The following is a 22,219-nucleotide window of genomic DNA, read 5'->3' on the forward strand; positions in this document are numbered from 1 at the left end:
CGTAGGGGCGTTGCGGGGCGCGACGTTCCGGGGTTTCCCGTAGCTGCTATCTCGTACGCGACACCGGTGCCACGCCGGTGCACAGAGGCGTCACTCTTTGCGGCGCGTGACCACCACCGTGGCCTCCAGCCCGTCGTAGGCTTCGGCGTCGCCATACCAGCTGCCGGAGATCGGCGCGGCCTGCGCCGGGTCTCGCGTGACGCCGACGCGAATCAACTGGCCGCTGCCCATCAGGTTGTTGGTCGGATCGAACGCCAGCCAGCCGACGCCGGGCAGGTAGGCCTGCAGCCAGGCGTGCGTGGTGCCGGCGCCTGTCATCGATTCGCCGGGCGACTGGGCCGCGCGGTCGAGCGCCGCGTCGTAGATGTAGCCCGAGACAAAACGGGTGGCAATGCCCAGGCGGCGCGTGGCTTCCATCATCAACAGCGCGTAGTCGCGGCAACTGCCGCTGCCGAGCGCCAGCGTCTGGAGCGGCGTTTGCGTGCCTTCTTCGTCGCGCGCCTTGTATTCGAGGCTCTGCCCGATGTGCGCGTTCATGCGCGTGAGCACTTCGCGCGTGCTGTTGGGCTTGTCGGTATGCAGGAACTGGTGAGCCCAACGGATGAGCGTTCCGTTCGTATCGTCGTCGTGGTGCGGCCGCAGATAGTGCTCCAGATCGAGACGCTCCTGCACAGAATAGGCAAAGGGCAGGAATTCGGCGGCCGGGTCGAGCGCCAGCTGGTCTTGCTGCGCCGGCACATGCTCGATGGTGAAGGAGCACACGATGCGCAGTTCGGTGGCCTCGCCCATGGGCTGCACCAGCGCAACCGAATTGGAGTGCGGGTCCTGGATGAGCCGCGTGAAGGACTGCGGGCTTACCTGCAGGTCGGTGGCCAGCACCCGCAGGTCGTGGCTGTCGCGGGGCCGAAACATGACGCGGTGCAGCCCGAAGGTCACCGGTTTCTTGTAGCGGTAGACGGTGGTGTGCGTAATGTCGTACTGAATGGCCATGCGGTGCATTCTCACGTGTCGGCGGGGCGAGCGGTGGCTTTCCGTCGGCTTGCCGCGGTCCTATGCCGCAGAATCGGCGCCCGAACGGCCTTCACCGCATCGACGCCACATGTACTCCGCCACCTTCATTTTTGCCAAGAAGCAGTTCGACGATGAATTCCATCGTCTCGACCAGACCATTGCGGCGGCCGCGAAGTCGCTGCCCGGCTACCTGGGCGAGGAGACATGGGAGAACACGAGCAACGGACTGGTGTCGAACGTCTACTACTGGGATTCGCTCGACGCGCTGCAGGCGCTCATCCAGCACCCCGTGCACCAGCAAGCCAAGGCGGCGCAGGCCAACTGGCTCGACGGCTACAAGGTCGTCATTGCCGAGGTGGTGCGCGTCTACGGCGACAGCAAGATCGACCACATGCTGGCGCCGGCCGGCAACGTTGGCGCCTAGGGAGCGGTTCTTTCGGTGCCGAGGGCCTTCGACAGGTTGGCGGGCAGCGGCAGCGGCTCGCCGTGCCACTGCGCGGCCAGCAGCTCGGCGCAGAGCGCGGCAAAGCTGAGCCCGCGCGAACCCAGCGCGGTGCAGGCCCAGAGGCCGGCTTCATTCAGTGGGCCGACCAGCGGGCGGCGGTCGCCCGAGGCGCAGCGGATGCCCACCCAGGTCTTGGCCTTGCCGCTTTCGAAAGCCGGTGCGAGCGTTGCCGCGGCGCCGGGGTGCAGGCGCTTCAGGCGCTCCCGGTTTGCCTGGGCATCGTTTGGCTGGGGCGCCAGCTCGGTGCTGTCTCGGTCGAAGGTGGCGCCACACAGCCAGAGCAGGGCGCCTTCATCATCGGGCACATGAGCAATCAGATGGCCGTCTCCGTTGAGCGGCGTGGCGGGCAATGCAAGGTCGTCCGCCATGCGGCCCCACGCGACTTGGCCGCGCACCGGCTGCAGGGGAAGCTCGGGCGCGAAGCTGCCCGATTCGTAGCCCGCGGCAATGACCACGCGATCGGCTTCGGCCAGCAACTGGTTTGCCGCACTCCAGAGCTGCCAGCCGGCCGCGCTGCGTGACAGGCGTGCGACCGGCGCGTTGCCGCGAAACTCGATGCCCGGCTCGCGCAGCCAGGCTTCGATGAGCCTTGATGGGCGCACCCAGCCCGCGCGCGCGTGCCAGAGCGCGGGCGCGTCGACGGGCAAACCGGCACTCGACAGTTGCGCGGCGCTGGCTGGCCAAGATTCGTTTGGGCCGCTCTCGCTCCACCCGGCGGGCACGCGCGTGTCGCCTTCGGGCCGGCGCTCGAGCACGCCGCCGGCGCGCCAGTCGCGGCCTTCTTCGAGCAGCCGTTCCAACTCCAGCCAGGTGGCACGAATGCCTGCACGCGTAAGCCGCGAGAGCAGGGCATCGTCGGGCGAGACATGCGGCGCCAGCACGCCGACCGGCAGGCCCGAAGCGCCGGCGGCGGGTCGGTCGGCCGCGTCGAACACCGTGACGTGCCACCCGCGCCGCGCGAGGCTGGCGGCAACGGCGGCGCCGGCCAGCCCGGCGCCGATGACCGCGCAGCGGCCAGGCGTTTCGACGTGCTCGGGCGCCGGGCCTCGGCGGCGCACTGTCCAGGCAGGCGCGAACACGCCGGCAAGGCTGTCCGTGCTCGGGCGCCGGGCCTCGGCGGCGCACTGTCCAGGCAGGCGCGAACACGCCGGCAAGGCTGTCGCGCTTGGGCGGCAGGCCTGGCCGGCTTTCAAGCTGGAAACCGTTCTGCGAAAGCGCATCGCGCACCGCCCGGGCAAAGGTCCAGGCGGCAATGCCGGTGCCCTGGCGGGCAAAGCGCGACACCGCCTTGAGCGTATCGGGCGACCACATGGCGGGGTTCTGCTCGGGAATGAAGCCGTCCAGAAAGATGCTGTCGGCCTCGAAGCGCTGCGCGCGCAGCATCGGCTGCACGTCGCCGATGCACAGCGTGAGCAGCACGCGGCCTGCGTCAAAGGCCAGCCGGTGAAAGCCGGGCAGCAGCCCCTGCCACTGCGCGGCCAGCTCCTTGGCCAGCGGCATCAGTTCGGGGTAAGTCCCGGCGGCGCGCAACAGGTCTTCAGGCCCGACCGGGTGCGCCTCGATCGAGACGAAGTGCAGCAGGCGCGGCCGGTTCGCATCCGCACGCCACGCCTGCCAGGTTGTCAGAAAGTTGAGGCCCAGCCCGAAGCCGGTTTCGAGAATCAGCCATTTCGGCCGGCCCGACCATACCTCGGGCAGGCCGCAGCCGCCCAGAAACACGTGGCGAGCCTGCGCCAGTGCTCCGGTTTCGGGGTGGTAGATGTCGCCGAAGCGCTCGCTGTACGGCACGCCGTCGGCGCGCCAGGCGACGGGCTCGGCGGCCAAGGTGGTCTTAGTTCGAGGGGGGAACGTAGCCCTGGGCCACGTCGGCGCCTTCGCCGAAGAAGTGCTTTTCCATTTGGCGGGCCAGGTATTGGCGAGCCCGCAGGTCGGCCAGATTCAGCCGGTTTTCATTGACCAGCATCGTTTGCTGCTTGAGCCAGGCGGCCCAGGCTTCCTTGCTGACGTTCTCCCACAGGCGCTTGCCCAGTTCCCCGGGATAGGGCGGGAAGTCGAGCCCTTCGGCCTCTTTGCCGAGCTTGATGCACTGAACCATGCGTGCCATTTTTGATTGCCTCTGGTGGGGAAAGCGGTTGCTTAGTTGATTTTGCTATTTAGAACTGAGAACTCGGTCGTTCCAGTTTCCATATGTCGTATTCAGAATACGTAGCTTCATTGATATGCCTTTTTGAGTAAGACACCATGAGCCTTCGCCGCGACTTTATCAAGCTTTCCCTGGGGGCCGGCGTGGCCGGCGCCATGGCCCTGACAGCATTGCCGTCGTTTGCACAGGGCGCGGGCCCGGTGACGCTGCTCAACGTGTCGTACGACCCGACGCGCGAACTGTATGTTGACTACAACCGCGCCTTCGCCAAATACTGGAAGGCCAAGACCGGCCAGGACGTGACCATCAAGCAGTCGCACGGCGGCTCGGGCAAGCAGGCGCGCTCGATCATCGACGGCATCGACGCCGACGTGGCCACGCTGGCGCTGGGCGGCGACATCGACGCGCTGGTCACGCATGGCGGGGTCGTCAAGGAGGGCTGGCAGAAGCGCCTGCCGCAAAACTCGGCGCCGTACACCTCGACCATCGTGTTCCTGGTGAAAAAGGGCAACCCCAAGGGCCTGAAGGACTGGAGCGACCTGGTGAAGCCCGGCGTGCAGGTGATCACGCCCAACCCCAAGACCTCCGGCGGCGCCCGCTGGAATTACCTGGCCGCGTGGGAGTTTGCCAAGCGCAAGTACGGCAGCGAGGCCAAGGCCAAGGAGTTCATCGGCAGCCTGTTCAAGAACGTGCCCGTGCTCGACACCGGTGCCCGCGGCTCGACCATCACCTTCGTGCAACGCGGCGTGGGCGACGTGCTGCTGGCCTGGGAGAACGAGGCCTTCCTGGCGCTGAAGGAGTTCGGCACCGACAAATTCGAGATCGTGGTGCCTTCGATTTCCATCCTGGCCGAACCCACCGTGGCGGTGGTCGACAAGGTGGTCGACAAGAAGGGCACGCGCGCCGTGGCCGAGGAATACCTCAAGTACCTGTACTCGGATGAGGGCCAGGACATTGCGGGCCGCAACTTCTACCGCCCGACCTCCGAAAAGGCCAAGGCCAAGTACGACAAGCAGTTTCCCAAGCTCACGCTCGTGACCATCGACGAAGCGTTCGGCGGCTGGGCAAAGGCGGACAAGGCGCACTTTGCCGACGGCGGCTCGTTCGACCAGATCTACAAGTAAAACTGCAAAGAAAGCCTCTTGTGTCCGTTCTCCTGATTGCTGGCAGCCCTTCGGCGCCGTCGCGCTCCACCGCCTTGCTCGAGGCCGTGGGCGAGCGGCTCGCCGGCCGCAGTGCGCGTATCGAGCGGCTCGCGATCCGCGATCTGCCGGCGGAGGCGCTGCTGTTGGCCGACTGGGACCACCCGGCCATCGAGCGCGCCATTGCGCAGGTGGCGCAGGCGCGGGTGGTCGTGGTGGCCACGCCGGTCTACAAGGCGGCCTACAGCGGTGTGCTGAAGGTCTTTCTCGACCTGCTGGCGCAGAACGCCCTCAAGGGCAAGACGGTGCTGCCGCTGGCCACGGGTGGCAGCCCGCACCACATGCTCGCGCTCGACTATGCATTGCGGCCCGTGCTGCATGCGCTCTCGGCACGGCACATTCTTCCGGGTGTCTACGCCACCGATTCTCAGATCACGCTGACACCCGAGAACGCCTACCAGGTGCATGCCGACCTGGCCGAACGGCTCAATGAAGCCGTCGAACTGTTGGCGACCGAAGGACTGAAGCTGCCCGCCACGCACGGCTTCGAGCCGGTGCCGTTTTCCCGAGTGCGATGTAGCGTCTGACGGGCTCCCCGTCGAATCCGCCTCCAACCAGCCCCATTTCTGTTCTCGTTTTTTTGATCGCCCGCAAGCGGCGAGGGGACAGCTTTGCCCAAAAGGAACCACACGTGAATCCCGTTGCCACCGAAGACTCCGCGCTCGAGACGCCGCCTCGTTCCATCTGGCATGCGTTGCGAGACCTCGCGATCAGCACGGTCGTGGTGGCGGCCGTTGCGCTCATCGTCGGCTTCATCTCGGCCTGAGCCCGGTTTGCTCCTCATTCGAAAGAACAACCACATGACTTCGATCACCATTCCACGCCGCCGCCTGCTGCAGGGCGCCGCCGCCGCTGTTGCGCTGCCTTCGTTCGGCGCAATTGCACAAGCACCTGCGCGCCAGCTTCGCATCGGCAAGCAGAAGGGCCTGCTCAGCATCCTCAAGGGCCGTGGCACGCTCGAGAAGCGGCTTGCGCCGCTTGGCGTGTCGCTCAAGTGGACCGAGTTCACCGCCGGTCCGGTGCAGCTCGAAGCCTTGAACGTCGGCTCCATCGACTTCGGCGACGTGGGCGAAGCGCCGCCCATCTTTGCGCAGGCCGCAGGCGCGCCGCTGGCTTATGTGGCCGCCACGCTGCAGCGTCCGCAGTCCGAAGCGGTGCTGGTGCCCAAAGGCTCCGCCATCAAGAACGTGGCCGACCTGAAGGGAAAGAAGGTCGCGCTCAACAAGGGCTCGAACGTTCACTATTTCATCGTCAAGCTGGCCGAGAAGCACGGCCTTGCGTACAGAGACCTGAACCTTGTGTACCTGCCACCGGCCGATGCACGTGCCGCATTCGAAAAGGGCTCCGTCGACGCTTGGGTGATCTGGGACCCGTTTCTCGCCGCCGCTGAAAAATCTCTCGAAGCCCGCGTGCTGGCCGATGCGACCGGCGTGGTGGGCAACCGCTCGTACTACTTCTCGTCGCTCGACTATGCGGCGAAGAACGCCGACGTGCTGGCCATCGTGACCGAAGAGATCGGCAAGATCGACGCCTGGGGCACCGCCAACAAGAGCGATCTTGCCGCCGAGCTGGCCACCCTGTGGGGCCTGCCGAAGCCGGTGGCCGACCTGACGGTGGCGCGCGCGGTCTACGGCACCGGCCCCATTACCAAGGCGATCCTTGCCGAGCAGCAAAAGATCGCCGACGCCTTCTTCGACCTGAAGCTGATCCCGAAGCGGATCAACGTGCTCGAGGCCGCTCCGGCGGGAATTGCGTGACGCGCGAAACCCTGCGCGGCCGCGCGGCTTGCGTGCTCGCCACCACCAGGCGCGCATGGGGCATTCCTGAGCCGAGGGCCAGCCGCGCCTGTTCCGCATTGCCTCGCCTGCGCCTCACGTTGCCTCGCGTGCGCGGCTTTTTCTTTGCCATCTGACCCCCCGGACCAACCGACGGAAAGAAGACATGCAGATATTCTGGTTCCTACCCACGCACGGCGACAGCCGCTATCTCGGCACCACCGAAGGCGCGCGCCAAGTCGACCTGGCTTACCTTCAGCAGATTGCCGGCGCTGCCGACAACCTCGGCTATGAAGGGGTGCTGATTCCTACGGGCCGCTCGTGCGAAGACCCCTGGGTAGTCGCATCGAGCCTGATCGGCGCGACGAAGAAGCTCAAATTCCTGGTCGCGGTGCGGCCGGGCCTGCACCAGCCCAGCCTGGCTGCGCGCATGGCCGCGACTTTCGATCGGCTCTCAGGGGGCCGTTTGCTGGTGAACCTGGTCACAGGCGGCGACCAGGCCGAACTCGAAGGCGACGGCGTTTACCTCGACCATGCGGCCCGCTACGAGCAGTCGGCCGAGTTCATTCGCATCTGGCGCGAGATTCTTGCGCGCAGCCACGACGGCCAGTCTTTCGACTACGAAGGGCAGCACCTGAGCGTGAAGGGCGCGAAGCTGCTGTTTCCGCCGGTGCAGAAGCCTTACCCGCCGGTGTGGTTCGGCGGCTCGTCGGCGGCAGCGCACGAGCTCGCGGCCGAGCAGGTCGATGCCTATCTCACATGGGGCGAGCCGCCCGCCGAGGTGGGAAAGAAGATTGCCGACGTGCGCAACCGCGCCGCGCGCAAGGGCCGCAAGGTCGCGTTCGGCATTCGGCTGCACGTGATCGTGCGCGAAACCGAAGAAGCCGCCTGGAAGGCCGCCGACGAGCTGATCAGCCGCGTCGATGACGAAACGGTGATCCGCGCCCAGGCCGCTTTTGAGCGCATGGACTCGGAAGGGCAGCGCCGCATGGCCGCGCTGCATGCGGGCGGGGCCAAGCGCTCGCGTGCCGACCTGGAAATTTCGCCCAACCTGTGGGCCGGTGTGGGCCTGGTGCGCGGTGGCGCGGGCACGGCGCTGGTCGGCGATGCCAAGACTGTGGCGGCGCGCATCGAGGAATACGCGGCGCTTGGGCTCGACAAGTTCATTCTCTCGGGCTACCCGCACCTCGAAGAAGCCTACCGCTTCGCAGAGTTGGTGTTCCCGCTGCTCTCGCGCAGGGCGCAGGCGCGGCTCGCAGGCGGCTCGCTGAGCGGGCCTTTCGGCGAAGTCGTCGCCAATCTCGATGCGCCGTCGCGCCTCGCCTCCCAAAGCTAAGGACTGTCATGACCGAACAAGTGCAGGAACTCCCGGCGCTCGCGCCTTCGCGAGAAAGCGCGCCTGGAGCGCTCAAGGCCTTTGGCGCCAACGTTGCGGGGCGGCTGGTGCCGTGGCTCGTGCCGGTGGGGCTCATCGTCTTCTGGCAGATCGCTTCATCGCTGGGGTGGCTCTCCACCCGCGTGCTTCCGGCGCCGGTGGACGTGGTCAAGGCGGCCTGGAGCCTGGCGGTTTCGGGCGAGCTCTGGACGCACGTCAAGGTAAGCGCGGGACGTGCGCTCGCGGGCCTTGCCATTGGCGGCGGAACGGGGCTGGTGCTGGGCCTCTTGACGGGCTCGGTGAAGTTCTTCGAGACGCTGCTCGATTCGACGATTCAGATGGTGCGCAACATTCCGGCGCTGGCGCTCATCCCGCTGGTCATTCTTTGGTTTGGCATCGACGAATCGGCCAAGCTGTTTCTCATCTCGGTGTCGGTGTTCTTTCCGATCTACCTCAACACCTTTCACGGCATTCGCAACGTGGATCCGCAGCTGATCGAGATGGGGCGCACGTACGGCCTTTCTCGCTGGCAGCTGTACCGCGAGGTCATCTTGCCGGGCGCGCTGTCGTCCATCCTGGTGGGCCTGCGCTTTTCGCTCGGGCTGATGTGGGTGATCCTCATCGTGGCCGAAACCATTTCGGCGCAGGCGGGCATTGGCTATCTGACCATGAACGCCCGCGAGTTCCTGCAGACCGACATCGTGCTGGTGGGCATCCTCTTGTATGCGCTGCTCGGCAAGCTGGCCGACCTGTTCGCACGCGGGCTGGAGCAGTGGTGGCTGCGCTGGCACCCCGGCTACCAGAAGAAGCCGAAGTGAGGGCAGGGCAGATGAATACGAATTCCGCGATTTCTCGCCGTACTGTGGTGGCGGGGCTGGCCGGCTTGGGCGCGCTCGGTGCCGGCGCCGCGCTCGCCCAGGGCACGGCCGCACGGCCTGTGACGGTCCGGCTCGGTTACCAGAAGTCTTCGACGCTGATCGCGCTGCTGAAGGCGCAGGGCACGCTCGAAAAGCAGCTTGCACCGCTCAATGCCACGCTGAGCTGGCATGAGTTCACCAGCGGCCTGCCGCTGCTCGAGGCGCTGAACCTCGACAACCTGGACATCAGCGCCGACGTCGCCGACACCGTGCCGGTATTCGCGCAGGCGGCAGGCGCCGACCTGACCTTCGTCGCGCAAGAGGCGCCTTCGCCCGCGGCGCAGGCCATTCTGGTGCGCGAGGATTCACCGCTCAAATCGGTGGCCGACCTGAAGGGCAAGAAGATCGGCTTTGCCAAGGCGGCCGGCGCGCACTACCTGCTGATTGCGGCGCTCGAGAAGGCCGGCTTGTCCTTCAGGGACATCGATCCGGCTTACCTGACTCCGGCCGATGGCCGGGCCGCCTTCGAGCGCGGCGCCATCGACGCCTGGGTGGTGTGGGACCCGTTTCTTGCGGCGGCCCAGCGCCAGGCCAAGGTGCGCGTGCTGGCCGACGGCACGGGCATCGCTTCATACCAGCGCTACTACCTTGCAAGCACCAAGTTCGCAAAGGCACGCCCCGACGTGCTGCGCGTGGTGTATGCCGAGCTCGAAAAAACCGGCAAGTGGGTCAAGCAGAACCCGAAGGAAGCGGCGGCCTTGCTCTCGCCCGTATGGGGTCTGGACGCCGCGACCATCGAACAGGCCAACGCGCGCCGCAGCTATGCGGTGCGCCCGGTGCTGGCCGAGGCACTGGCCGAACAGCAGCGCATCGCCGATGCCTTCTTCGCGGAAAAGCTGCTGCCCAGAAAGATCAACGCGCTCGACGTGGCGCTGTTCCAACCGAGCCTTAAATCATGAGCGCCGTTCTGAAAGACATCCAACCCACTGCAATCGCGGGCGGTGTGCGCCTGGAGGCCCGTGGCCTGCACAAGCGCTACGGCGAACGCGAGGTGCTGCGCAACACGCAGCTCACCATCGAGCCGGGGCAGTTCATCGCCATCGTGGGGCGCAGCGGCTGCGGCAAGAGCACGCTGCTGCGGCTCATTGCCGGGCTCGAGGAGGCTACGTCCGGCGGCCTCTATACGGACGGCAAAGCGATCGACGGCTTGCACGACGACACCCGGATCATGTTTCAGGAGGCGCGCCTCTTGCCATGGCGCCGCGTGCTCGACAACGTGACGCTGGGCTTGCCCAGCGACGCCAAGGCGCGCGGCACGGAAGTGCTTGCGCAGGTCGGCCTGGCCGACCGCGAGAACGAATGGCCGGCGCGCCTCTCGGGCGGGCAGCGGCAGCGGGTGTCGCTGGCACGGGCGCTGGTGCACCATCCGCGGCTGCTGCTGCTCGACGAGCCGCTGGGCGCGCTCGACGCGCTCACGCGCATCGAGATGCACCGGCTCATCGAGAACCTGTGGCAGCGCCACCGCTTCACGGCGCTGCTGGTCACGCACGACGTGCAGGAAGCCGTGGCCCTTGCCGACCGCGTGATCCTGATCGAGGACGGCCGCATTGCGCTGGACGAGAACATTGCGCTCGCACGGCCGCGCTCGCAGGGCGACCCGGCCTTTGCCGCCATCGAGAAACGCATTCTCGACCGCGTGCTGCAGAAGGCCGGAGACACGGAGCCCGCGGAAACCGATGCCGCCTGGCTGCAGCCCTCGGCGCACACGCTGCGCTGGGCAGTCTGAACCCGCTCATTCACAAAAACAGAAAGGCAGCTGCATGTCGCAGAACTGGAAATTCGAAACCCTGTCGGTACACGCCGGCTACTCGCCCGAGCCGACCACGCGCGCCGTGGCGCCGCCCATCTATCAAACGGTGGCCTATGCCTTCGACAGCGCGCAGCACGGCGCCGACCTGTTCGACCTGAAGGTGCCGGGCAACATCTACACCCGCATCAACAACCCGACGCAAGACGTGCTCGAACAGCGCGTGGCCGCACTCGAGGGCGGCATTGCGGCGCTCGCGCTGGCCTCGGGCCAGGCGGCGGTGACCTATGCGATCCAGACCATCGCCGAGGCGGGCGACAACATCGTCAGCAGCACCGCGCTGTATGGCGGCACCTACAACCTGTTCGCGCACACGTTGCCGCAGTTCGGCATTACCACGCGCTTTGCCGACCACCGCGATCCAAAAAGCTTCGAGAAGCTGTTCGACGAGAAGACCAAGGCGGTGTTCGTCGAGTCGCTCGGCAACCCGGCCGGCAACGTGACCGACATTGCAGCCATTGCCGAGATCGCGCACCGCCACGGCGTGCCGCTGATCGTGGACAACACCGTGCCTTCGCCGTACCTGAGCCGGCCCATCGAGCATGGCGCGGACATCGTGGTGCACTCGCTCACCAAGTACTTGGGCGGGCACGGCACCAGCATCGGCGGCGCCATCGTCGATTCAGGCAAGTTTCCGTGGGCCGAGCACAAGGAGCGCTTCAGGCGCCTGAACGAGCCCGACGTGAGCTACCACGGCGTGGTCTACACCGAAGCGCTGGGCCCTGCCGCCTACATCGGCCGCGCGCGCGTGGTGCCGCTGCGCAACACAGGCGCGGCCATTTCGCCGTTCAACGCCTTCCTGATCCTGCAGGGCATCGAGACGCTTGCGCTGCGCATGGACCGCATCAGCAGCAATGCGCTTGCGGTGGCGCAGCACCTCAAGACGCACAAGGCCGTCAACTGGGTCAACTACGCGGCGCTCGAAGACCACCCCGACCACGCACTGGCGAAAAAGTACTTCGGCGGCAAGTCGAGCGGCGTGCTCACCTTCGGCATTGGCAGCGGCCGTGAGGGTGGGGCGAAGTTTCTCGATGCGCTGAAGCTCTTCACGCGGCTTGTGAACATCGGCGACGTGCGCTCGCTGGCCACGCATCCGGCCTCGACCACGCACCGGCAGCTCTCGCCCGAAGAGTTGGCGCGAGCCGGCGTCACGGAAGACACGGTACGCCTTTCGGTAGGCATCGAGCACATCGACGACCTGCTGGCCGACCTCGACCAGGCGCTGGCCGCCGCGGCCGCCTGAGGGCTCGCTTCGATTTATTCACCCCCAATCCATCGTTCAACCTGAAATAGAAAGAAACACCATGTCCATTCAAGCCATCAACGTCCGCAACCAGTTCAAGGGCAAGGTCCGCGAGATCATCCGCGGCGACGTCGTCTCCGAAGTCGACGTCGAGACCGCCTGGGGCATCGTGACCTCGGTCATCACCACGCGCTCGGTCGACGAGCTGCAGCTCAAGGTGGGCTCCGACGTGGTCGCGCTGGTCAAGTCGACGGAGGTTTCGATCGCGAAGCTCTGACGGACCCTCGGGCTTGCGACACCCGGCGCCGTCTTGGCGCCGGGTTTTTTTCAGGTTGCCGCGTCACCGGGTTTTCAGTTCTTGGCACAAGCGCCGCGGGCTTCTACAGTGTGGCTACACATGTCCCGGAGAAAGCAACATGGTCAATTTTGATGTGAGCGACGTCGTTCGGGCGCTGCACGGCGCGCGCGACGAATGGCGCGACTCGCAGCGCCGCTCGCGCGAGCCCGGAGCGCGCGAATTTCCGTCGCGCGAGGCGCTTGCTCAGATCGTCGAATCGCTCAAGGGCGCGCTCTTTCCCATGCGGCTAGGGCCGCCTGAGCTGCGCCACGAGAGCGAGGACTTCTACGTCGGCCACACGCTGAACACCGCCTTGCACGCGCTGCTGGTGCAGGCGCGCCTGGAGCTGAACTTCAATGCCCGCCACGAGCCGCGGCCCGCGAGCGAGATCGATCAGATAGCCACCAACGCCGTCCGCCAGTTTGCAAGTGCGCTTCCGGGCTTGCGCCGCCTGCTCGACAGCGACGTGCTCGCGGCCTACCAGGGCGATCCGGCGGCGCGCAGCGTGGACGAAGTGCTGCTGTGCTACCCGGGCGTGCTGGCAATGATCCACCACCGCCTCGCGCACGAGCTCTACAAGCTCGACCTGCCGCTCCTGGCGCGCATCGTGGCCGAACTGGCCCATGCGCAGACGGGCATCGACATTCACCCCGGCGCCAAGATCGACGCGGGCTTCTTCATGGACCACGGCACGGGCGTCGTCATCGGCGAAACGGCCGTCATCGGCAAGCGTGTGCGGCTTTACCAGGCGGTGACGCTTGGCGCCAAGCGATTTCCGACCGATGCCGGGGGCAACCTGCAGAAGGGCCTGCCGCGGCATCCGGTGGTGGAAGACGACGTGGTGATCTACGCCGGCGCCACCATCCTTGGGCGCGTCACGCTGGGCAAGGGCGCCGTCATCGGCGGCAACGTGTGGATCACCGACAACGTGCCCGCGGGTGCGAGCGTGACGCAGGCCAGCCTGCAGAACGCACCGAAAACCGGCGCGCCGTAGCATCTCCGGGCAACGCACACCGGACTGTTACGGCGCGCGCCGCCGACCAGCCGCGCTATGCTTCGCGGTTGTCAACATTGGTGCTTGCCCCCGCATGTCCTCGCCTCAAGCTACTTCTTCCGCTTCTTCCATGCCGCGGACGGCCGACGAATCCTGCGATGTACTCGTAGTCGGCGGCGGACCCGCGGGTTCGACGATTTCCGCGCTGCTCGCGCAGCAGGGCCGCAAGGTGGTGCTGCTCGAAAAGGCGCATCACCCGCGGTTTCACATCGGCGAATCGCTGCTCCCTGCCAATGTGGAGCTTTTCGACAGGCTCGGCGTGCGCGACCAGGTCGAGAAAATCGGCATGCCCAAGTTCGGCATCGAGTTTGTCTCGCCGGACCACGAACACCGCAGCTATGTCGACTTTGCCGAAGGCTGGGACAAGTCGCTCGACTCTGCCTGGCAGGTGCGCCGCTCGGAACTGGACGAACTGCTGTTCCGCAATGCCGCCACGCGCGGTGCGCAAACACTCGAAGGCTGCAAGGTGCGCGACGTGGTTTTCGACGCCGACGGTGCCACGGTGCAAGCCGAGATGGACGACGGTGCCAAGCGCAGCTGGCGCGCGCGCTTCGTGGTCGATGCCACGGGCCGCGACACGCTGCTGGCCAATAAATTCCGCTGCAAGGAAAAGAACCCCGACCACAACAGCACTGCGCTGTTCGGCCACTTCACCAATGCTGAAAGGCTGGAGGGGAAGAAGGAAGGCAACATCAGCATCTGCTGGTTCGCGCACGGCTGGTTCTGGTTCATTCCGCTGGCCGACGGCACCACCAGCGTGGGCGCGGTTTGCTGGCCTTACTACCTGAAGACGCGCGACAAGCCGCTGAAAGATTTTTTCTACGACACCATCGCGCTTTGCCCGGTGCTGGTCGATCGGCTGAAGAACGCCACGCTGGTCGACGACGCGGTGCACGCCACGGGCAACTTCTCGTACTCGAGCACCCATGCCACCGGCGACCGCTACCTGATGCTGGGGGATGCGTTCACCTTCATCGACCCGATGTTCTCGTCCGGCGTGTACCTGGCCATGCACAGCGCATTCGACGGCGCCGAGCTGGTGGCCAAGGCGCTGGACAAGCCGGCCGAGCTGGCGCAGGCGCGCAACGAGTTCGAGACCATGATGCGCAAGGGTCCGCGCGAGTATTCGTGGTTCATCTACCGGGTAACCAACCCGACGATCCGCGACATGTTCATGCACCCGGGCAATCCGTTCCGCGTGAAGGAAGGGTTGATGTCTTTGCTGGCCGGCGACATCTACCGCGGCACGCCGATCTGGCGGGCGCTCGGCATGTTCAAGTTTCTCTACTACTTCATCTCGGTCACCCACATGCGCCGCACGTGGGAGGGATGGAAGCGGCACCGCTTCAACATCCGCGACATGGGCGCGCTGAAGGGCGAGACGATCCTCAAATCGGAGCAGTGAAAGCTCCGGGCGCAGCGAGCGCTGCGGCCTGCGCGGCCCATGCCGTGCGCGAGGCGCGCAGCGTTGCCACCGCGTGCGCGACCCCTGGGGCCGGACTCGCGAGCACCTCGATCCCAAGGTCTGCGAGCTCATGCGCAACGGGCGCCATGGAGGCTTGCGCCAGAACCACCGCGTCGGCGGCGACAGCGGCGGTGCGGATTGCCCTGGCCAGCGTCTCGATATAGCGGGCGGTGTCGCCGGCCTCGAAGTACGGCCAGGCTTCCTCGACCCAGAGCACGCTCGGCCTGACGCCGGCACCGGCCTGCGCGGCGGTTGAAAGAATGAGCGCTGTCGTAGGCTCGAGCGTGCTTTCGAGCGCCGCCGCAATCAGCACGCGCGGACCGGCGCGCACGGCACGTTCGGCCATTGCGCGATCGATGCGCTGGGCGGTAAAGGCGCCGCCCGTCGCCGTTTTTTCCGCAATGCCGCCAATGGTGGAGCAGGTGCATGCAACCACGGCCGCGCCGTCGGATGCGGCTTCTCGCATGGCGTCGTGCACGCGGGCGGCGAGCTTGGGGTTGTCGATGCCGGTCGCGCGGGCTTCGTGCAACAGCTCTTCTCTCACCAGATGACGCACCTCCAACTCGGGCGCAATCTCGCGGGTGAGTTGCTCGAAAGTCGGCACATGGACCTGCGCGGTGTGGAGAAACGCGATGGCATCGGTCATCGGGAACCCTCCTCAGGTGGCTTGGCGGGCGCGCTGCGCCTCGTAGGCTTTCAGGTGAACGTAGGCGATGCGCAGCACCGAAGGTGTTGGCGACCGGCCGGCGGGCGCACGGCCAAGCAGGTCTCCGATGATGTGGTCCGCCTCGACCGGCGCACCGCGCACGATGTCTTTGTACATGGATGCGGTCATCGGCGAACCCGGCGCCGTCATGATGGCGCGGCCGCGCTCGACGGCTGCCGGGCGCGGCGCGAAGCCGTTGTGCGCGGCAATGGCGCAGCATTCGTCGAAGATCGAAAGCGCCACGTCCTGGCCGCCCGCGCTGGCGATGTCCCCGATGGATGCACGCATCAGGCTGGTGAGGCCCGCCGCCGAAGCGATGAAGACCCATTTCTCCCACATGTCCTGCGAAATGGTTTCGCTTGCGGTCGCACTGAACTTTGCACCGTCGAACTGGGCCGCGATGGCATCGACGCGGGCCGATCGCCCGCCCGCGCGCTCGCCGTAGCTCAGGCCGTGCATGTCGTTGAGGTGCAGCACGCGGCCTTCGTCGTCCAGCGTGGCCGAGATCATGCAAAGGCCGCCCAGCACGCGTTCGTCGCCGAAGCGCTCGACCAGGCGCTCGATGTGGCTCATGCCGTTGAGCAGCGGCAGGATGACCGTGTTCGGCCCGACGGCCGGCGCGAACGACTCCATGGTCGAGTCGAGGTCGTAGGCCTTGCTGCCGACCACGATCACGTCGAAGGGCACCTTGATGTCTTCAGCCAGCACATGCGGCGGCGAGGGCAATTGCAGATTGCCGAACGGGCTCTGGACCACCAGGCCAGTCTTCTCGATCTGCGCCGCGCGCCGGGGGCGCAGCAGAAAGGTCACATCGCGCCCCGCCTCCAGCAAACGGCCGCCAAAATAACCGCCGAGTGCGCCGGCACCCACCATCAAGAATCTCATCGTGCATTGCTCCTGGGTCGAAAGGACCGGGACGATGATGCCTTCGATTCGCAGCGCCTGCTTGGCGAGCCGAAAAGGCGGCCGCGATGGAAGAGCTTTTCTGGAAAAGGTCTTGGGCGCTTCGCATAATGGTTTTCGCCATTTGGATTCCTTCCTTTCACTCATCTCAAGGAGCTTCATTCATGAGCCAGACCCGAATTGCCGTCATCGTGGGCAGCCTTCGCAAGGATTCGTACAACCAGAAGCTCGCCCTTGCGCTGGCGCACCTCGCACCATCGGATTTCACCTTCGAGCATTTGCGCATTGATGACTTGCCCCTGTACAACCAGGACGACGACGGCAACCAGGCGCCTTCGGTGAAACGGCTCAAGACCGAGATTGCCGCGGCCGATGGCTTGTTGTTCGTTACGCCCGAATACAACCGCTCATTCCCCGGCCTGCTGAAGAACGCGATCGACCATGCTTCGCGTCCCTACGGTCAAAGTGCCTGGGCGGGCAAGCCTGCGGCCGTGGTGGGGATCTCGGTGGGCGCCACCGGCACCGCGCTGGCACAGCAGCACTTGCGCAACGTGCTGGCGTATCTCGACGTTCCGACGCTGGGCGCGCCCGAGATATTCCTGCAGTTCAAGGACGGCCTGTTCGACGACAAGGGCCACATCGGCAACGATGGAACGAAGAAGTTCCTGCAGGGGTGGATGGACAAGTACGTTGCCTGGATCAAGGCGCACTCGGGCGCCTGACGCCCGGGCTGGCCAATCGCACCAGCCGGTCAGTCGCGCACACATGAAAAAGCCGCTCCCGGGAGCGGCTTCTTCATGATGCGAGCGAGGCTCAGGCGGCTTGTGCCACGTCCTTCTGGTTGGCGGCTTCGGCCGTTGCCGCGAGGATGTCTGCGCGAGCTGCGGCCAGCGCGGCGGCCTTGGGTGCGTCACCCATGGCAAGACCTTCGGCGCGCACGTATCGCACGTCGGTAATGCCGAAGAAGCCGAAGATCGCCTTCAGGTAGCTCTCTTGATGTTCCAGGGCCCGGCCGCCTTCGGAGGTCGAGTAGATGCCGCCGCGGCTCGAAGCCACGATCACGGTCTTGCCGCCGGCCAGGCCCACGGGGCCCTTGTCGGTGTACTTGAAGGTGCGGCCGATCTGGGCGAGGCGGTCGATCCAGGCCTTGAGCTGGGTCGGAACAGAGAAGTTGTACAGCGGCGCGCCCACAACGATGACGTCCGAGGCGAGAAACTGGCTCACGAGCTTTTCGGAGAGTTCGTTCTCGCGCTGCTGCGCTTCGGTCGGCTGGGCCTGCACGCCCGTCTTGATGCCCAGCGCATCGGCGCTGAAGTGCGGCGGCGTGTCGGCTGCCAGGTCGAGGTATTCGACCGTGGTGTCCGGGTGCGCGGTCTTCCAGGCTGCCACGATCTCGGCAGTGAGAAGGCGGGAGGTCGAGTTGGTACCCAGGATGCTGGAATCTACGTGGAGCAGTTTCATGGTCAATCGCTTTCGTGTGGCAGTCGACGCTTGGAAGTGGCCGACGATGTGAGAATTCTATTTTTGATGCTAGTTTCTGATAAGTAGCCAAAATTTGCCTACATTGTTCCGTATGCAGGACAATGGCCGCCATGCAAGACCTCAACGACATGGTTTTCTTTGCTGAAGTGGCAGAACGCGGTGGCTTTGCCGCGGCGAGCCGTGCACTGGGCATTCCCAAATCGCGCTTGTCGCGCCGCGTGGCCGACTTGGAACACCGGCTCGGCGTGCAACTGATGCAGCGCAGCACACGGCGGCTTTCGCTCACCCCGGCTGGCGAGATCTACCTGAGGCATTCGGCTGCCATGCGCGACGCGGCGCAGGCGGCGGCCGAGGCGGTGGCGCAGGTGCAAACGGAACCCAGCGGCATGGTCCGGCTGAGTTGCCCGATCTCGATTGCCCACAGTGGGCTAGGGCGGCTGCTGCCGCAGTTCATGGAGCGCTACCCGGCCGTGCGGATCGATCTGCGGGTGATGAACAGGCCGGTCGACCTGATCGAAGAAGGCATCGACATTGCATTGCGCGTGCGTCCGGTCATAGAGGACAGCACGACGCTCGTGGCCAAGGTGCTGGGAACGAGCCGCGCGGTGCTGGTGATGAGGCCCGATCTGCTCGAAAAACAAGGACCTGTGAAAACGCCCGCCGATCTTGCGCGGCTGCAGACCGCGGCCATGTCGGTCAACAGCGAAGGGCGCAGCGAATGGCGGCTGGAGGGCCCGAACGGCGAAATCCAGGTGCATGTTCATACCCCGCGCTATGTGGCGGACGACCTGGCCACGCTGCAACTGGCCGTGCTCGAGGGCGCGGGCGCAACGCTGCTCCCCGGCTACATGTGCCGCGGCGACGTGGAGGCCGGCCGGCTCGCGAGGGTGCTGCCCGAGTGGGGGCCCCCTGCAGTCATTGCACACATGGTTTTTCCAGCCCGGCGGGCGCTTGTGCCGGCAGTCCGCCGCCTGATCGATTTCTTGGCCGAGCACCTGCATGGAAGCGAAACAGGCATGTATTGACGGCGACTGCGCCGCTCAAATAGCTTTCCGTGCAGCCCTTATGCGAAAAACGCCATAACCAAACAAGTAGATATTCGTTTGGCATTGAAGCAGGCCTTCGCACAATCCCAGGTCCCATCCAATCCAAGGAGCGACCATGGCGACCCTGCGACTCGGCGACACAGCCCCCAATTTCACCCAGGATTCCAGCGAAGGCCCCCTCGACTTCTATCAGTGGGCTGGCGATTCTTGGGTCGTGTTCTTCTCGCACCCTGCCGATTTCACGCCCGTTTGCACCACCGAGCTCGGCAAGACCGCGGCGCTGTCGGGCGAATTTGCCAAGCGCGGCGTGAAGCCCATCGCGCTGAGCGTCGACCCGGCCACCAAGCACAAGGAATGGATCGGCGACATCAACGAGACGCAGAACACCACGGTGAACTTTCCGATCGTGGCCGACCACGATCGTAAGGTGGCCGACCTGTACGACCTGATCCACCCGAACGCATCGGCCACGGCCACGGTGCGCAGCGTGTTCATCATCGATCCGAAGAAGGTGATTCGCGCCACCATCACGTACCCGGCTTCCACAGGCCGCAATTTCGACGAAATCCTGCGCGTGATCGACTCGCTGCAGCTCACCGACAGCCACAAGGTGGCCACGCCCGTGAACTGGAAGGACGGCGACGACGTGGTCATCATCCCGAGCATCCAGGACCCGGCTGAACTGGCAGAGCGCTTTCCCAAGGGCTTCAAGGCCGTGAAGCCTTACCTGCGCATCACGCCGCAGCCCAACAAGTAAGCAGGCAGGGCAGCGCCGCCATGCAGACTTCCGTGATCATCGTGCCCGGCTGGCGCGACTCCGGGCCCGGCCATTGGCAGAGCCTGTGGGAGCAGCGCATTCCGGGCGCGGCACGGGTGGTGCAGGACGACTGGGCTTCGCCCAAGCGCGAAGCCTGGGTGGCCACGCTGGCCAGGCTGGTGCTCGAAAGCCCCGGCCCGGTGGTGATTGCCGCGCACAGCCTGGGCTGCATTGCGACGACGCACCTGCCAGCCGAGGCCGCCGCGCGCATTCGCGGCGCGCTGCTGGTGGCGCCGGCAGACCCCGAGCGCCGGGCCGTGCTGTCGGACTTTGCGCCGGTGCCGTATGCGGCCCTGCCGTACCGCAGCATCGTGGTGGCAAGCAGCAACGACCCGTATTGCCCAATCCGCCTGGCCGGCGCATATTCCCGCGCCTGGGGCAGTGAGTTTGTCCGCATGCAGAATGCGGGACATATCAACATCGATTCGGGGCATGGAGACTGGCCGCTCGGCCTGGCCTTGCTCCAGTCGTTGACCGACGAGCCCGCCGCCTGGCCGGGCCGTGAATTTTCAGAAACCTTGGCAACCACATGACTTCCAGACTCAAGACCTTCGCCGCCGTGCTCGCGTTGGCGTCCTCCGCATTCGCAGGCAGCGCCTTTGCCCAAGGCACCACGCTGCTGAACGCCTCGTACGACGTGGCGCGCGAGTTCTACAAGGACTACAACGCGGCGTTCGTGGCCCACTACAAGAAGGCCACGGGCAAGGACGTGAAGATCGACCAGTCGCATGGCGGCTCCAGCGCGCAGGCGCGCGCTGTGGCTGACGGCCTCGATGCCGATGTGGTGACCATGAACACATCCACCGACATCGACTTCCTGGCCAACGCCGGAGTGGTGGCCAAGGACTGGAACAAGCAGTTTCCCGAGAACGCATCGCCGACCACGTCGACCATGCTGTTCCTGGTGCGCAACGGCAACCCCAAGGGCATCAAGGACTGGGAAGACCTGGTCAAGCCGGGCGTGCAGGTCGTCATCGTCAATCCCAAGACCGGCGGCAACGGGCGCTATGCGTACCTTGCGGCCTGGGGCTACGTGAAGAAGAAGGGCGGCACCGACGCACAAGCGGCCGAGTTCGTCGGCAAGCTGTTCAAGAACGTGCCGGTGCTGGCGCGCGGCGGCCGCGACGCGACCACCGCCTTCCTGCAGCGCAATATCGGCGACGCGCTCATCACGTTCGAATCCGAAGTGGTGTCGATCGACCGCGAGTTCGGCACGGGCAAGGTCGATTCGGTCTATCCGTCGATCAGCATCGTGGCCGAAAACCCGGTGGCGCTGGTCGAGCGCACGACCAAGAAGAAGGGCACGGCCGAGCTCGCCAAGGCCTACCTCGACTGGCTCTATTCCGAAGAAGCGCAGGAAATTGCGGCCAAGCATGCGCTGCGCCCGCGCTCGCAGGCCGTGCTCAAGAAGCACGCCGCCACCTTCAAGCCGCTGCAGCTGTTCACGGTGCAGGAACTGTTCGGCAGCCTTGGCGATGCACAGAAGGTGCACTTCAACGACGGCGGCCAGTTCGACAAGCTGTACACGCCCGGCGCAAAGTAAATGAGCGGCGCTGTTTCTTCGGCGCTCCCGTCCGCGGGAGCGCCGCTTTCGCATGTGAACCGGGCAGGGGGCTCCAGGCGGGTGCTGCCGGGCTTTCACATCACGCTCGGCTTTTCGATTTTCTATCTCTGCCTGATCGTCCTGATCCCGCTGTCGGCGTTGGTCTTCAAGACCTTCACGCTCAGTTGGGAGCAGTTCTGGGTGGCGGTGACCGCGCCGCGCGTCATGGCCTCGTACCGGCTCACGTTCGGCGCATCGCTGCTCGCGGCCATGGTGAATGCGGTGTTCGGCTTGCTGGTGGCCTGGGTGCTGGTGCGCTACAAGTTTCCGGGCAAGCGAATCGTCGATGCGCTGGTGGACCTGCCTTTTGCCTTGCCCACGGCAGTGGCCGGCATCTCGCTCACCGCGCTGCTTGCGGGCAACGGATGGATCGGGCAATTGCTCGAGCCGCACGGCATCAAGCTGGCTTTCACGCCGGCGGGCATTGTCATTGCGCTGATCTTCATCGGCCTGCCGTTCGTGGTGCGCACCGTGCAGCCGGTGCTCGAAGATGCCGAGAAAGAGCTTGAAGAAGCCGCTACGTCGCTCGGCGCAACGCGCCTGCAGACCTTCACCAAGGTGATCTTCCCGTCGATTGCGCCTGCATTGCTCACCGGCTTTGCGATGGCCTTCGCGCGGGCCATCGGCGAATACGGCTCGGTGATTTTCATTGCCGGCAACATGCCGATGATTTCGGAGATCACGCCGCTCATCATCATCGGCAAGCTGGAGCAATACGACTTTGCCGGCGCAACCGCGGTCGCCCTCGTGATGCTGGTGATCTCGTTCATCCTGCTGCTGGTCATCAACGGCTTGCAAGCCTGGCAGCGCCGCCGCGCAGGAGCTTGA

At 65.7% G+C, this 22,219-nt stretch carries 26 protein-coding genes and 1 pseudogene; 20 read left to right on the forward strand and 7 right to left on the reverse strand.

The genetic code is table 11. The annotated features are described in order from the left end of the window. Positions 1-90 precede the first annotated feature (90 nt). Positions 91-990, reverse strand: coding sequence for a transglutaminase family protein (locus QHG62_RS09980; protein ID WP_281150712.1), 900 nt, complete (start codon positions 988-990; stop codon positions 91-93). Positions 991-1,099: 109 nt separating this feature from the next. On the opposite strand from QHG62_RS09980, the gene QHG62_RS09985 reads away from it, so the two are divergent. After that, positions 1,100-1,435 carry an antibiotic biosynthesis monooxygenase family protein gene (locus QHG62_RS09985; protein WP_281150713.1) on the forward strand — a complete coding sequence of 112 codons (336 nt, stop codon included), beginning with the start codon at positions 1,100-1,102 and terminating at the stop codon, positions 1,433-1,435. On the opposite strand, the gene mnmC is transcribed toward QHG62_RS09985, so the two are convergent. The 3 genes and pseudogenes from mnmC to QHG62_RS09995 form a co-directional block, all read right to left on the reverse strand. Continuing rightward, a complete protein-coding gene (mnmC, locus tag QHG62_RS27785; protein ID WP_432445594.1) occupies positions 1,432-2,595 on the reverse strand; it encodes an FAD-dependent 5-carboxymethylaminomethyl-2-thiouridine(34) oxidoreductase MnmC in 1,164 nt (387 codons plus the stop codon). The two genes, QHG62_RS09985 and mnmC, sit on opposite strands and share 4 nt — an antisense overlap. A 121-nt stretch (positions 2,596-2,716) precedes the next feature. Then, positions 2,717-3,304, reverse strand: a pseudogene (mnmD, locus tag QHG62_RS27790) (tRNA (5-methylaminomethyl-2-thiouridine)(34)-methyltransferase MnmD); the annotation flags it as partial. 43 nt (positions 3,305-3,347) lie between these two features. Beyond that, complete coding sequence (locus QHG62_RS09995) at positions 3,348-3,620, reverse strand: oxidative damage protection protein (protein WP_012748083.1); 273 nt, start codon at positions 3,618-3,620, stop codon at positions 3,348-3,350. A gap of 137 nt (positions 3,621-3,757) precedes the next feature. On the opposite strand from QHG62_RS09995, the gene QHG62_RS10000 reads away from it, so the two are divergent. The 13 genes from QHG62_RS10000 (at position 3,758) to QHG62_RS10060 (ending at position 14,774) form a co-directional block, all read left to right on the forward strand. After that, positions 3,758-4,783: a sulfate ABC transporter substrate-binding protein gene (locus QHG62_RS10000; protein WP_281150714.1), complete on the forward strand. Its 1,026-nt coding sequence runs from the start codon at positions 3,758-3,760 to the stop codon at positions 4,781-4,783. Between the two features lie 20 nt (positions 4,784-4,803). Beyond that, entirely contained in the window at positions 4,804-5,388 is a 585-nt protein-coding gene (gene ssuE, locus QHG62_RS10005; RefSeq protein ID WP_281150715.1) for an NADPH-dependent FMN reductase, read from the forward strand. A gap of 104 nt (positions 5,389-5,492) precedes the next feature. Further along, complete coding sequence (locus QHG62_RS10010) at positions 5,493-5,627, forward strand: hypothetical protein (RefSeq protein WP_281150716.1); 135 nt, start codon at positions 5,493-5,495, stop codon at positions 5,625-5,627. A 34-nt stretch (positions 5,628-5,661) separates the two neighbouring features. Continuing rightward, a complete protein-coding gene (locus QHG62_RS10015; RefSeq protein ID WP_281150717.1) occupies positions 5,662-6,618 on the forward strand; it encodes a sulfonate ABC transporter substrate-binding protein in 957 nt (318 codons plus the stop codon). After that, positions 6,615-6,773 (forward strand): hypothetical protein, encoded by a 159-nt coding sequence (locus QHG62_RS10020; RefSeq protein WP_281150718.1) that lies wholly within the window; start codon positions 6,615-6,617, stop codon positions 6,771-6,773. Before QHG62_RS10015 ends, QHG62_RS10020 begins: the two co-directional genes overlap by 4 nt. A 29-nt stretch (positions 6,774-6,802) precedes the next feature. After that, a complete protein-coding gene (gene ssuD, locus QHG62_RS10025; RefSeq protein WP_281150719.1) occupies positions 6,803-7,972 on the forward strand; it encodes an FMNH2-dependent alkanesulfonate monooxygenase in 1,170 nt (389 codons plus the stop codon). 8 nt (positions 7,973-7,980) lie between these two features. Then, positions 7,981-8,829: an aliphatic sulfonate ABC transporter permease SsuC gene (gene ssuC / locus QHG62_RS10030; RefSeq protein ID WP_281150720.1), complete on the forward strand. Its 849-nt coding sequence runs from the start codon at positions 7,981-7,983 to the stop codon at positions 8,827-8,829. Positions 8,830-8,840: 11 nt separating this feature from the next. Next, positions 8,841-9,827 (forward strand): aliphatic sulfonate ABC transporter substrate-binding protein, encoded by a 987-nt coding sequence (locus QHG62_RS10035; protein ID WP_281150721.1) that lies wholly within the window; start codon positions 8,841-8,843, stop codon positions 9,825-9,827. After that, the gene (locus tag QHG62_RS10040; RefSeq protein WP_281150722.1) at positions 9,824-10,654 is read left to right on the forward strand and encodes an ATP-binding cassette domain-containing protein; all 831 of its coding nucleotides are present in this window, start codon (positions 9,824-9,826) and stop codon (positions 10,652-10,654) included. The genes QHG62_RS10035 and QHG62_RS10040 overlap by 4 nt, the downstream gene beginning before the upstream one ends. A 34-nt stretch (positions 10,655-10,688) precedes the next feature. After that, positions 10,689-11,978: an O-acetylhomoserine aminocarboxypropyltransferase/cysteine synthase family protein gene (locus tag QHG62_RS10045; RefSeq protein WP_281150723.1), complete on the forward strand. Its 1,290-nt coding sequence runs from the start codon at positions 10,689-10,691 to the stop codon at positions 11,976-11,978. A 61-nt stretch (positions 11,979-12,039) separates the two neighbouring features. Further along, complete coding sequence (locus QHG62_RS10050) at positions 12,040-12,255, forward strand: TOBE domain-containing protein (protein WP_007829250.1); 216 nt, start codon at positions 12,040-12,042, stop codon at positions 12,253-12,255. Positions 12,256-12,394: 139 nt separating this feature from the next. Beyond that, positions 12,395-13,309 (forward strand): serine O-acetyltransferase EpsC, encoded by a 915-nt coding sequence (gene epsC / locus QHG62_RS10055; protein WP_281150724.1) that lies wholly within the window; start codon positions 12,395-12,397, stop codon positions 13,307-13,309. Between the two features lie 94 nt (positions 13,310-13,403). Beyond that, positions 13,404-14,774: an NAD(P)/FAD-dependent oxidoreductase gene (locus tag QHG62_RS10060; RefSeq protein ID WP_281150725.1), complete on the forward strand. Its 1,371-nt coding sequence runs from the start codon at positions 13,404-13,406 to the stop codon at positions 14,772-14,774. On the opposite strand, the gene QHG62_RS10065 is transcribed toward QHG62_RS10060, so the two are convergent. Beyond that, complete coding sequence (locus QHG62_RS10065) at positions 14,758-15,480, reverse strand: Asp/Glu/hydantoin racemase (protein ID WP_281150726.1); 723 nt, start codon at positions 15,478-15,480, stop codon at positions 14,758-14,760. The two genes, QHG62_RS10060 and QHG62_RS10065, sit on opposite strands and share 17 nt — an antisense overlap. Before the next feature lie 12 nt (positions 15,481-15,492). Further along, positions 15,493-16,425, reverse strand: coding sequence for a 2-dehydropantoate 2-reductase (gene panE / locus QHG62_RS10070; RefSeq protein WP_281150727.1), 933 nt, complete (start codon positions 16,423-16,425; stop codon positions 15,493-15,495). A 182-nt stretch (positions 16,426-16,607) separates the two neighbouring features. On the opposite strand from panE, the gene QHG62_RS10075 reads away from it, so the two are divergent. Then, positions 16,608-17,165, forward strand: coding sequence for an NADPH-dependent FMN reductase (locus QHG62_RS10075; RefSeq protein ID WP_281150728.1), 558 nt, complete (start codon positions 16,608-16,610; stop codon positions 17,163-17,165). Positions 17,166-17,256: 91 nt separating this feature from the next. Here the strand turns inward: QHG62_RS10075 and QHG62_RS10080 are convergent, their stop codons facing one another. After that, a complete protein-coding gene (locus tag QHG62_RS10080) occupies positions 17,257-17,904 on the reverse strand; it encodes an FMN-dependent NADH-azoreductase (protein ID WP_281150729.1) in 648 nt (215 codons plus the stop codon). A gap of 131 nt (positions 17,905-18,035) precedes the next feature. Between QHG62_RS10080 and QHG62_RS10085 the strand changes: the two genes are divergently transcribed. The 5 genes from QHG62_RS10085 to cysT all read left to right on the forward strand — a co-directional run bounded on the left by QHG62_RS10085 (position 18,036) and on the right by cysT (position 22,219). Continuing rightward, positions 18,036-18,950, forward strand: coding sequence for a LysR family transcriptional regulator (locus QHG62_RS10085; protein ID WP_281150730.1), 915 nt, complete (start codon positions 18,036-18,038; stop codon positions 18,948-18,950). A gap of 136 nt (positions 18,951-19,086) precedes the next feature. Beyond that, positions 19,087-19,728: a peroxiredoxin gene (locus tag QHG62_RS10090; RefSeq protein ID WP_258506056.1), complete on the forward strand. Its 642-nt coding sequence runs from the start codon at positions 19,087-19,089 to the stop codon at positions 19,726-19,728. Positions 19,729-19,748: 20 nt separating this feature from the next. After that, complete coding sequence (locus tag QHG62_RS10095; RefSeq protein ID WP_281150731.1) at positions 19,749-20,321, forward strand: RBBP9/YdeN family alpha/beta hydrolase; 573 nt, start codon at positions 19,749-19,751, stop codon at positions 20,319-20,321. Beyond that, positions 20,318-21,331, forward strand: a complete 1,014-nt coding sequence (locus QHG62_RS10100; RefSeq protein WP_281150732.1) for a sulfate ABC transporter substrate-binding protein — start codon at positions 20,318-20,320, stop codon at positions 21,329-21,331. The genes QHG62_RS10095 and QHG62_RS10100 overlap by 4 nt, the downstream gene beginning before the upstream one ends. Then, on the forward strand, positions 21,332-22,219 hold the full coding sequence (gene cysT / locus QHG62_RS10105; RefSeq protein WP_258506059.1) for a sulfate ABC transporter permease subunit CysT: 888 nt from the start codon (positions 21,332-21,334) through the stop codon (positions 22,217-22,219).

It is taken from the genome of Variovorax paradoxus (assembly GCF_029919115.1).
GTDB lineage: Bacteria > Pseudomonadota > Gammaproteobacteria > Burkholderiales > Burkholderiaceae_C > Variovorax > Variovorax paradoxus_O.

Bases quoted from the DNA above. Each gene is read 5' to 3' on its own strand.
- QHG62_RS09980 (WP_281150712.1), bottom strand. From the start codon at position 990: ATGGCCATTCAGTACGACATTACGCACACCACCGTCTACCGCTACAAG.
- QHG62_RS09985 (WP_281150713.1), top strand. From the start codon at position 1,100: ATGTACTCCGCCACCTTCATTTTTGCCAAGAAGCAGTTCGACGATGAA.
- QHG62_RS09995 (WP_012748083.1), bottom strand. From the start codon at position 3,620: ATGGCACGCATGGTTCAGTGCATCAAGCTCGGCAAAGAGGCCGAAGGG.
- QHG62_RS10000 (WP_281150714.1), top strand. From the start codon at position 3,758: ATGAGCCTTCGCCGCGACTTTATCAAGCTTTCCCTGGGGGCCGGCGTG.
- QHG62_RS10015 (WP_281150717.1), top strand. From the start codon at position 5,662: ATGACTTCGATCACCATTCCACGCCGCCGCCTGCTGCAGGGCGCCGCC.
- ssuD (WP_281150719.1), top strand. From the start codon at position 6,803: ATGCAGATATTCTGGTTCCTACCCACGCACGGCGACAGCCGCTATCTC.
- ssuC (WP_281150720.1), top strand. From the start codon at position 7,981: ATGACCGAACAAGTGCAGGAACTCCCGGCGCTCGCGCCTTCGCGAGAA.
- QHG62_RS10035 (WP_281150721.1), top strand. From the start codon at position 8,841: ATGAATACGAATTCCGCGATTTCTCGCCGTACTGTGGTGGCGGGGCTG.
- QHG62_RS10040 (WP_281150722.1), top strand. From the start codon at position 9,824: ATGAGCGCCGTTCTGAAAGACATCCAACCCACTGCAATCGCGGGCGGT.
- QHG62_RS10045 (WP_281150723.1), top strand. From the start codon at position 10,689: ATGTCGCAGAACTGGAAATTCGAAACCCTGTCGGTACACGCCGGCTAC.
- QHG62_RS10050 (WP_007829250.1), top strand. From the start codon at position 12,040: ATGTCCATTCAAGCCATCAACGTCCGCAACCAGTTCAAGGGCAAGGTC.
- epsC (WP_281150724.1), top strand. From the start codon at position 12,395: ATGGTCAATTTTGATGTGAGCGACGTCGTTCGGGCGCTGCACGGCGCG.
- QHG62_RS10060 (WP_281150725.1), top strand. From the start codon at position 13,404: ATGTCCTCGCCTCAAGCTACTTCTTCCGCTTCTTCCATGCCGCGGACG.
- QHG62_RS10065 (WP_281150726.1), bottom strand. From the start codon at position 15,480: ATGACCGATGCCATCGCGTTTCTCCACACCGCGCAGGTCCATGTGCCG.
- panE (WP_281150727.1), bottom strand. From the start codon at position 16,425: ATGAGATTCTTGATGGTGGGTGCCGGCGCACTCGGCGGTTATTTTGGC.
- QHG62_RS10075 (WP_281150728.1), top strand. From the start codon at position 16,608: ATGAGCCAGACCCGAATTGCCGTCATCGTGGGCAGCCTTCGCAAGGAT.
- QHG62_RS10080 (WP_281150729.1), bottom strand. From the start codon at position 17,904: ATGAAACTGCTCCACGTAGATTCCAGCATCCTGGGTACCAACTCGACC.
- QHG62_RS10085 (WP_281150730.1), top strand. From the start codon at position 18,036: ATGCAAGACCTCAACGACATGGTTTTCTTTGCTGAAGTGGCAGAACGC.
- QHG62_RS10090 (WP_258506056.1), top strand. From the start codon at position 19,087: ATGGCGACCCTGCGACTCGGCGACACAGCCCCCAATTTCACCCAGGAT.
- QHG62_RS10095 (WP_281150731.1), top strand. From the start codon at position 19,749: ATGCAGACTTCCGTGATCATCGTGCCCGGCTGGCGCGACTCCGGGCCC.
- QHG62_RS10100 (WP_281150732.1), top strand. From the start codon at position 20,318: ATGACTTCCAGACTCAAGACCTTCGCCGCCGTGCTCGCGTTGGCGTCC.
- cysT (WP_258506059.1), top strand. From the start codon at position 21,332: ATGAGCGGCGCTGTTTCTTCGGCGCTCCCGTCCGCGGGAGCGCCGCTT.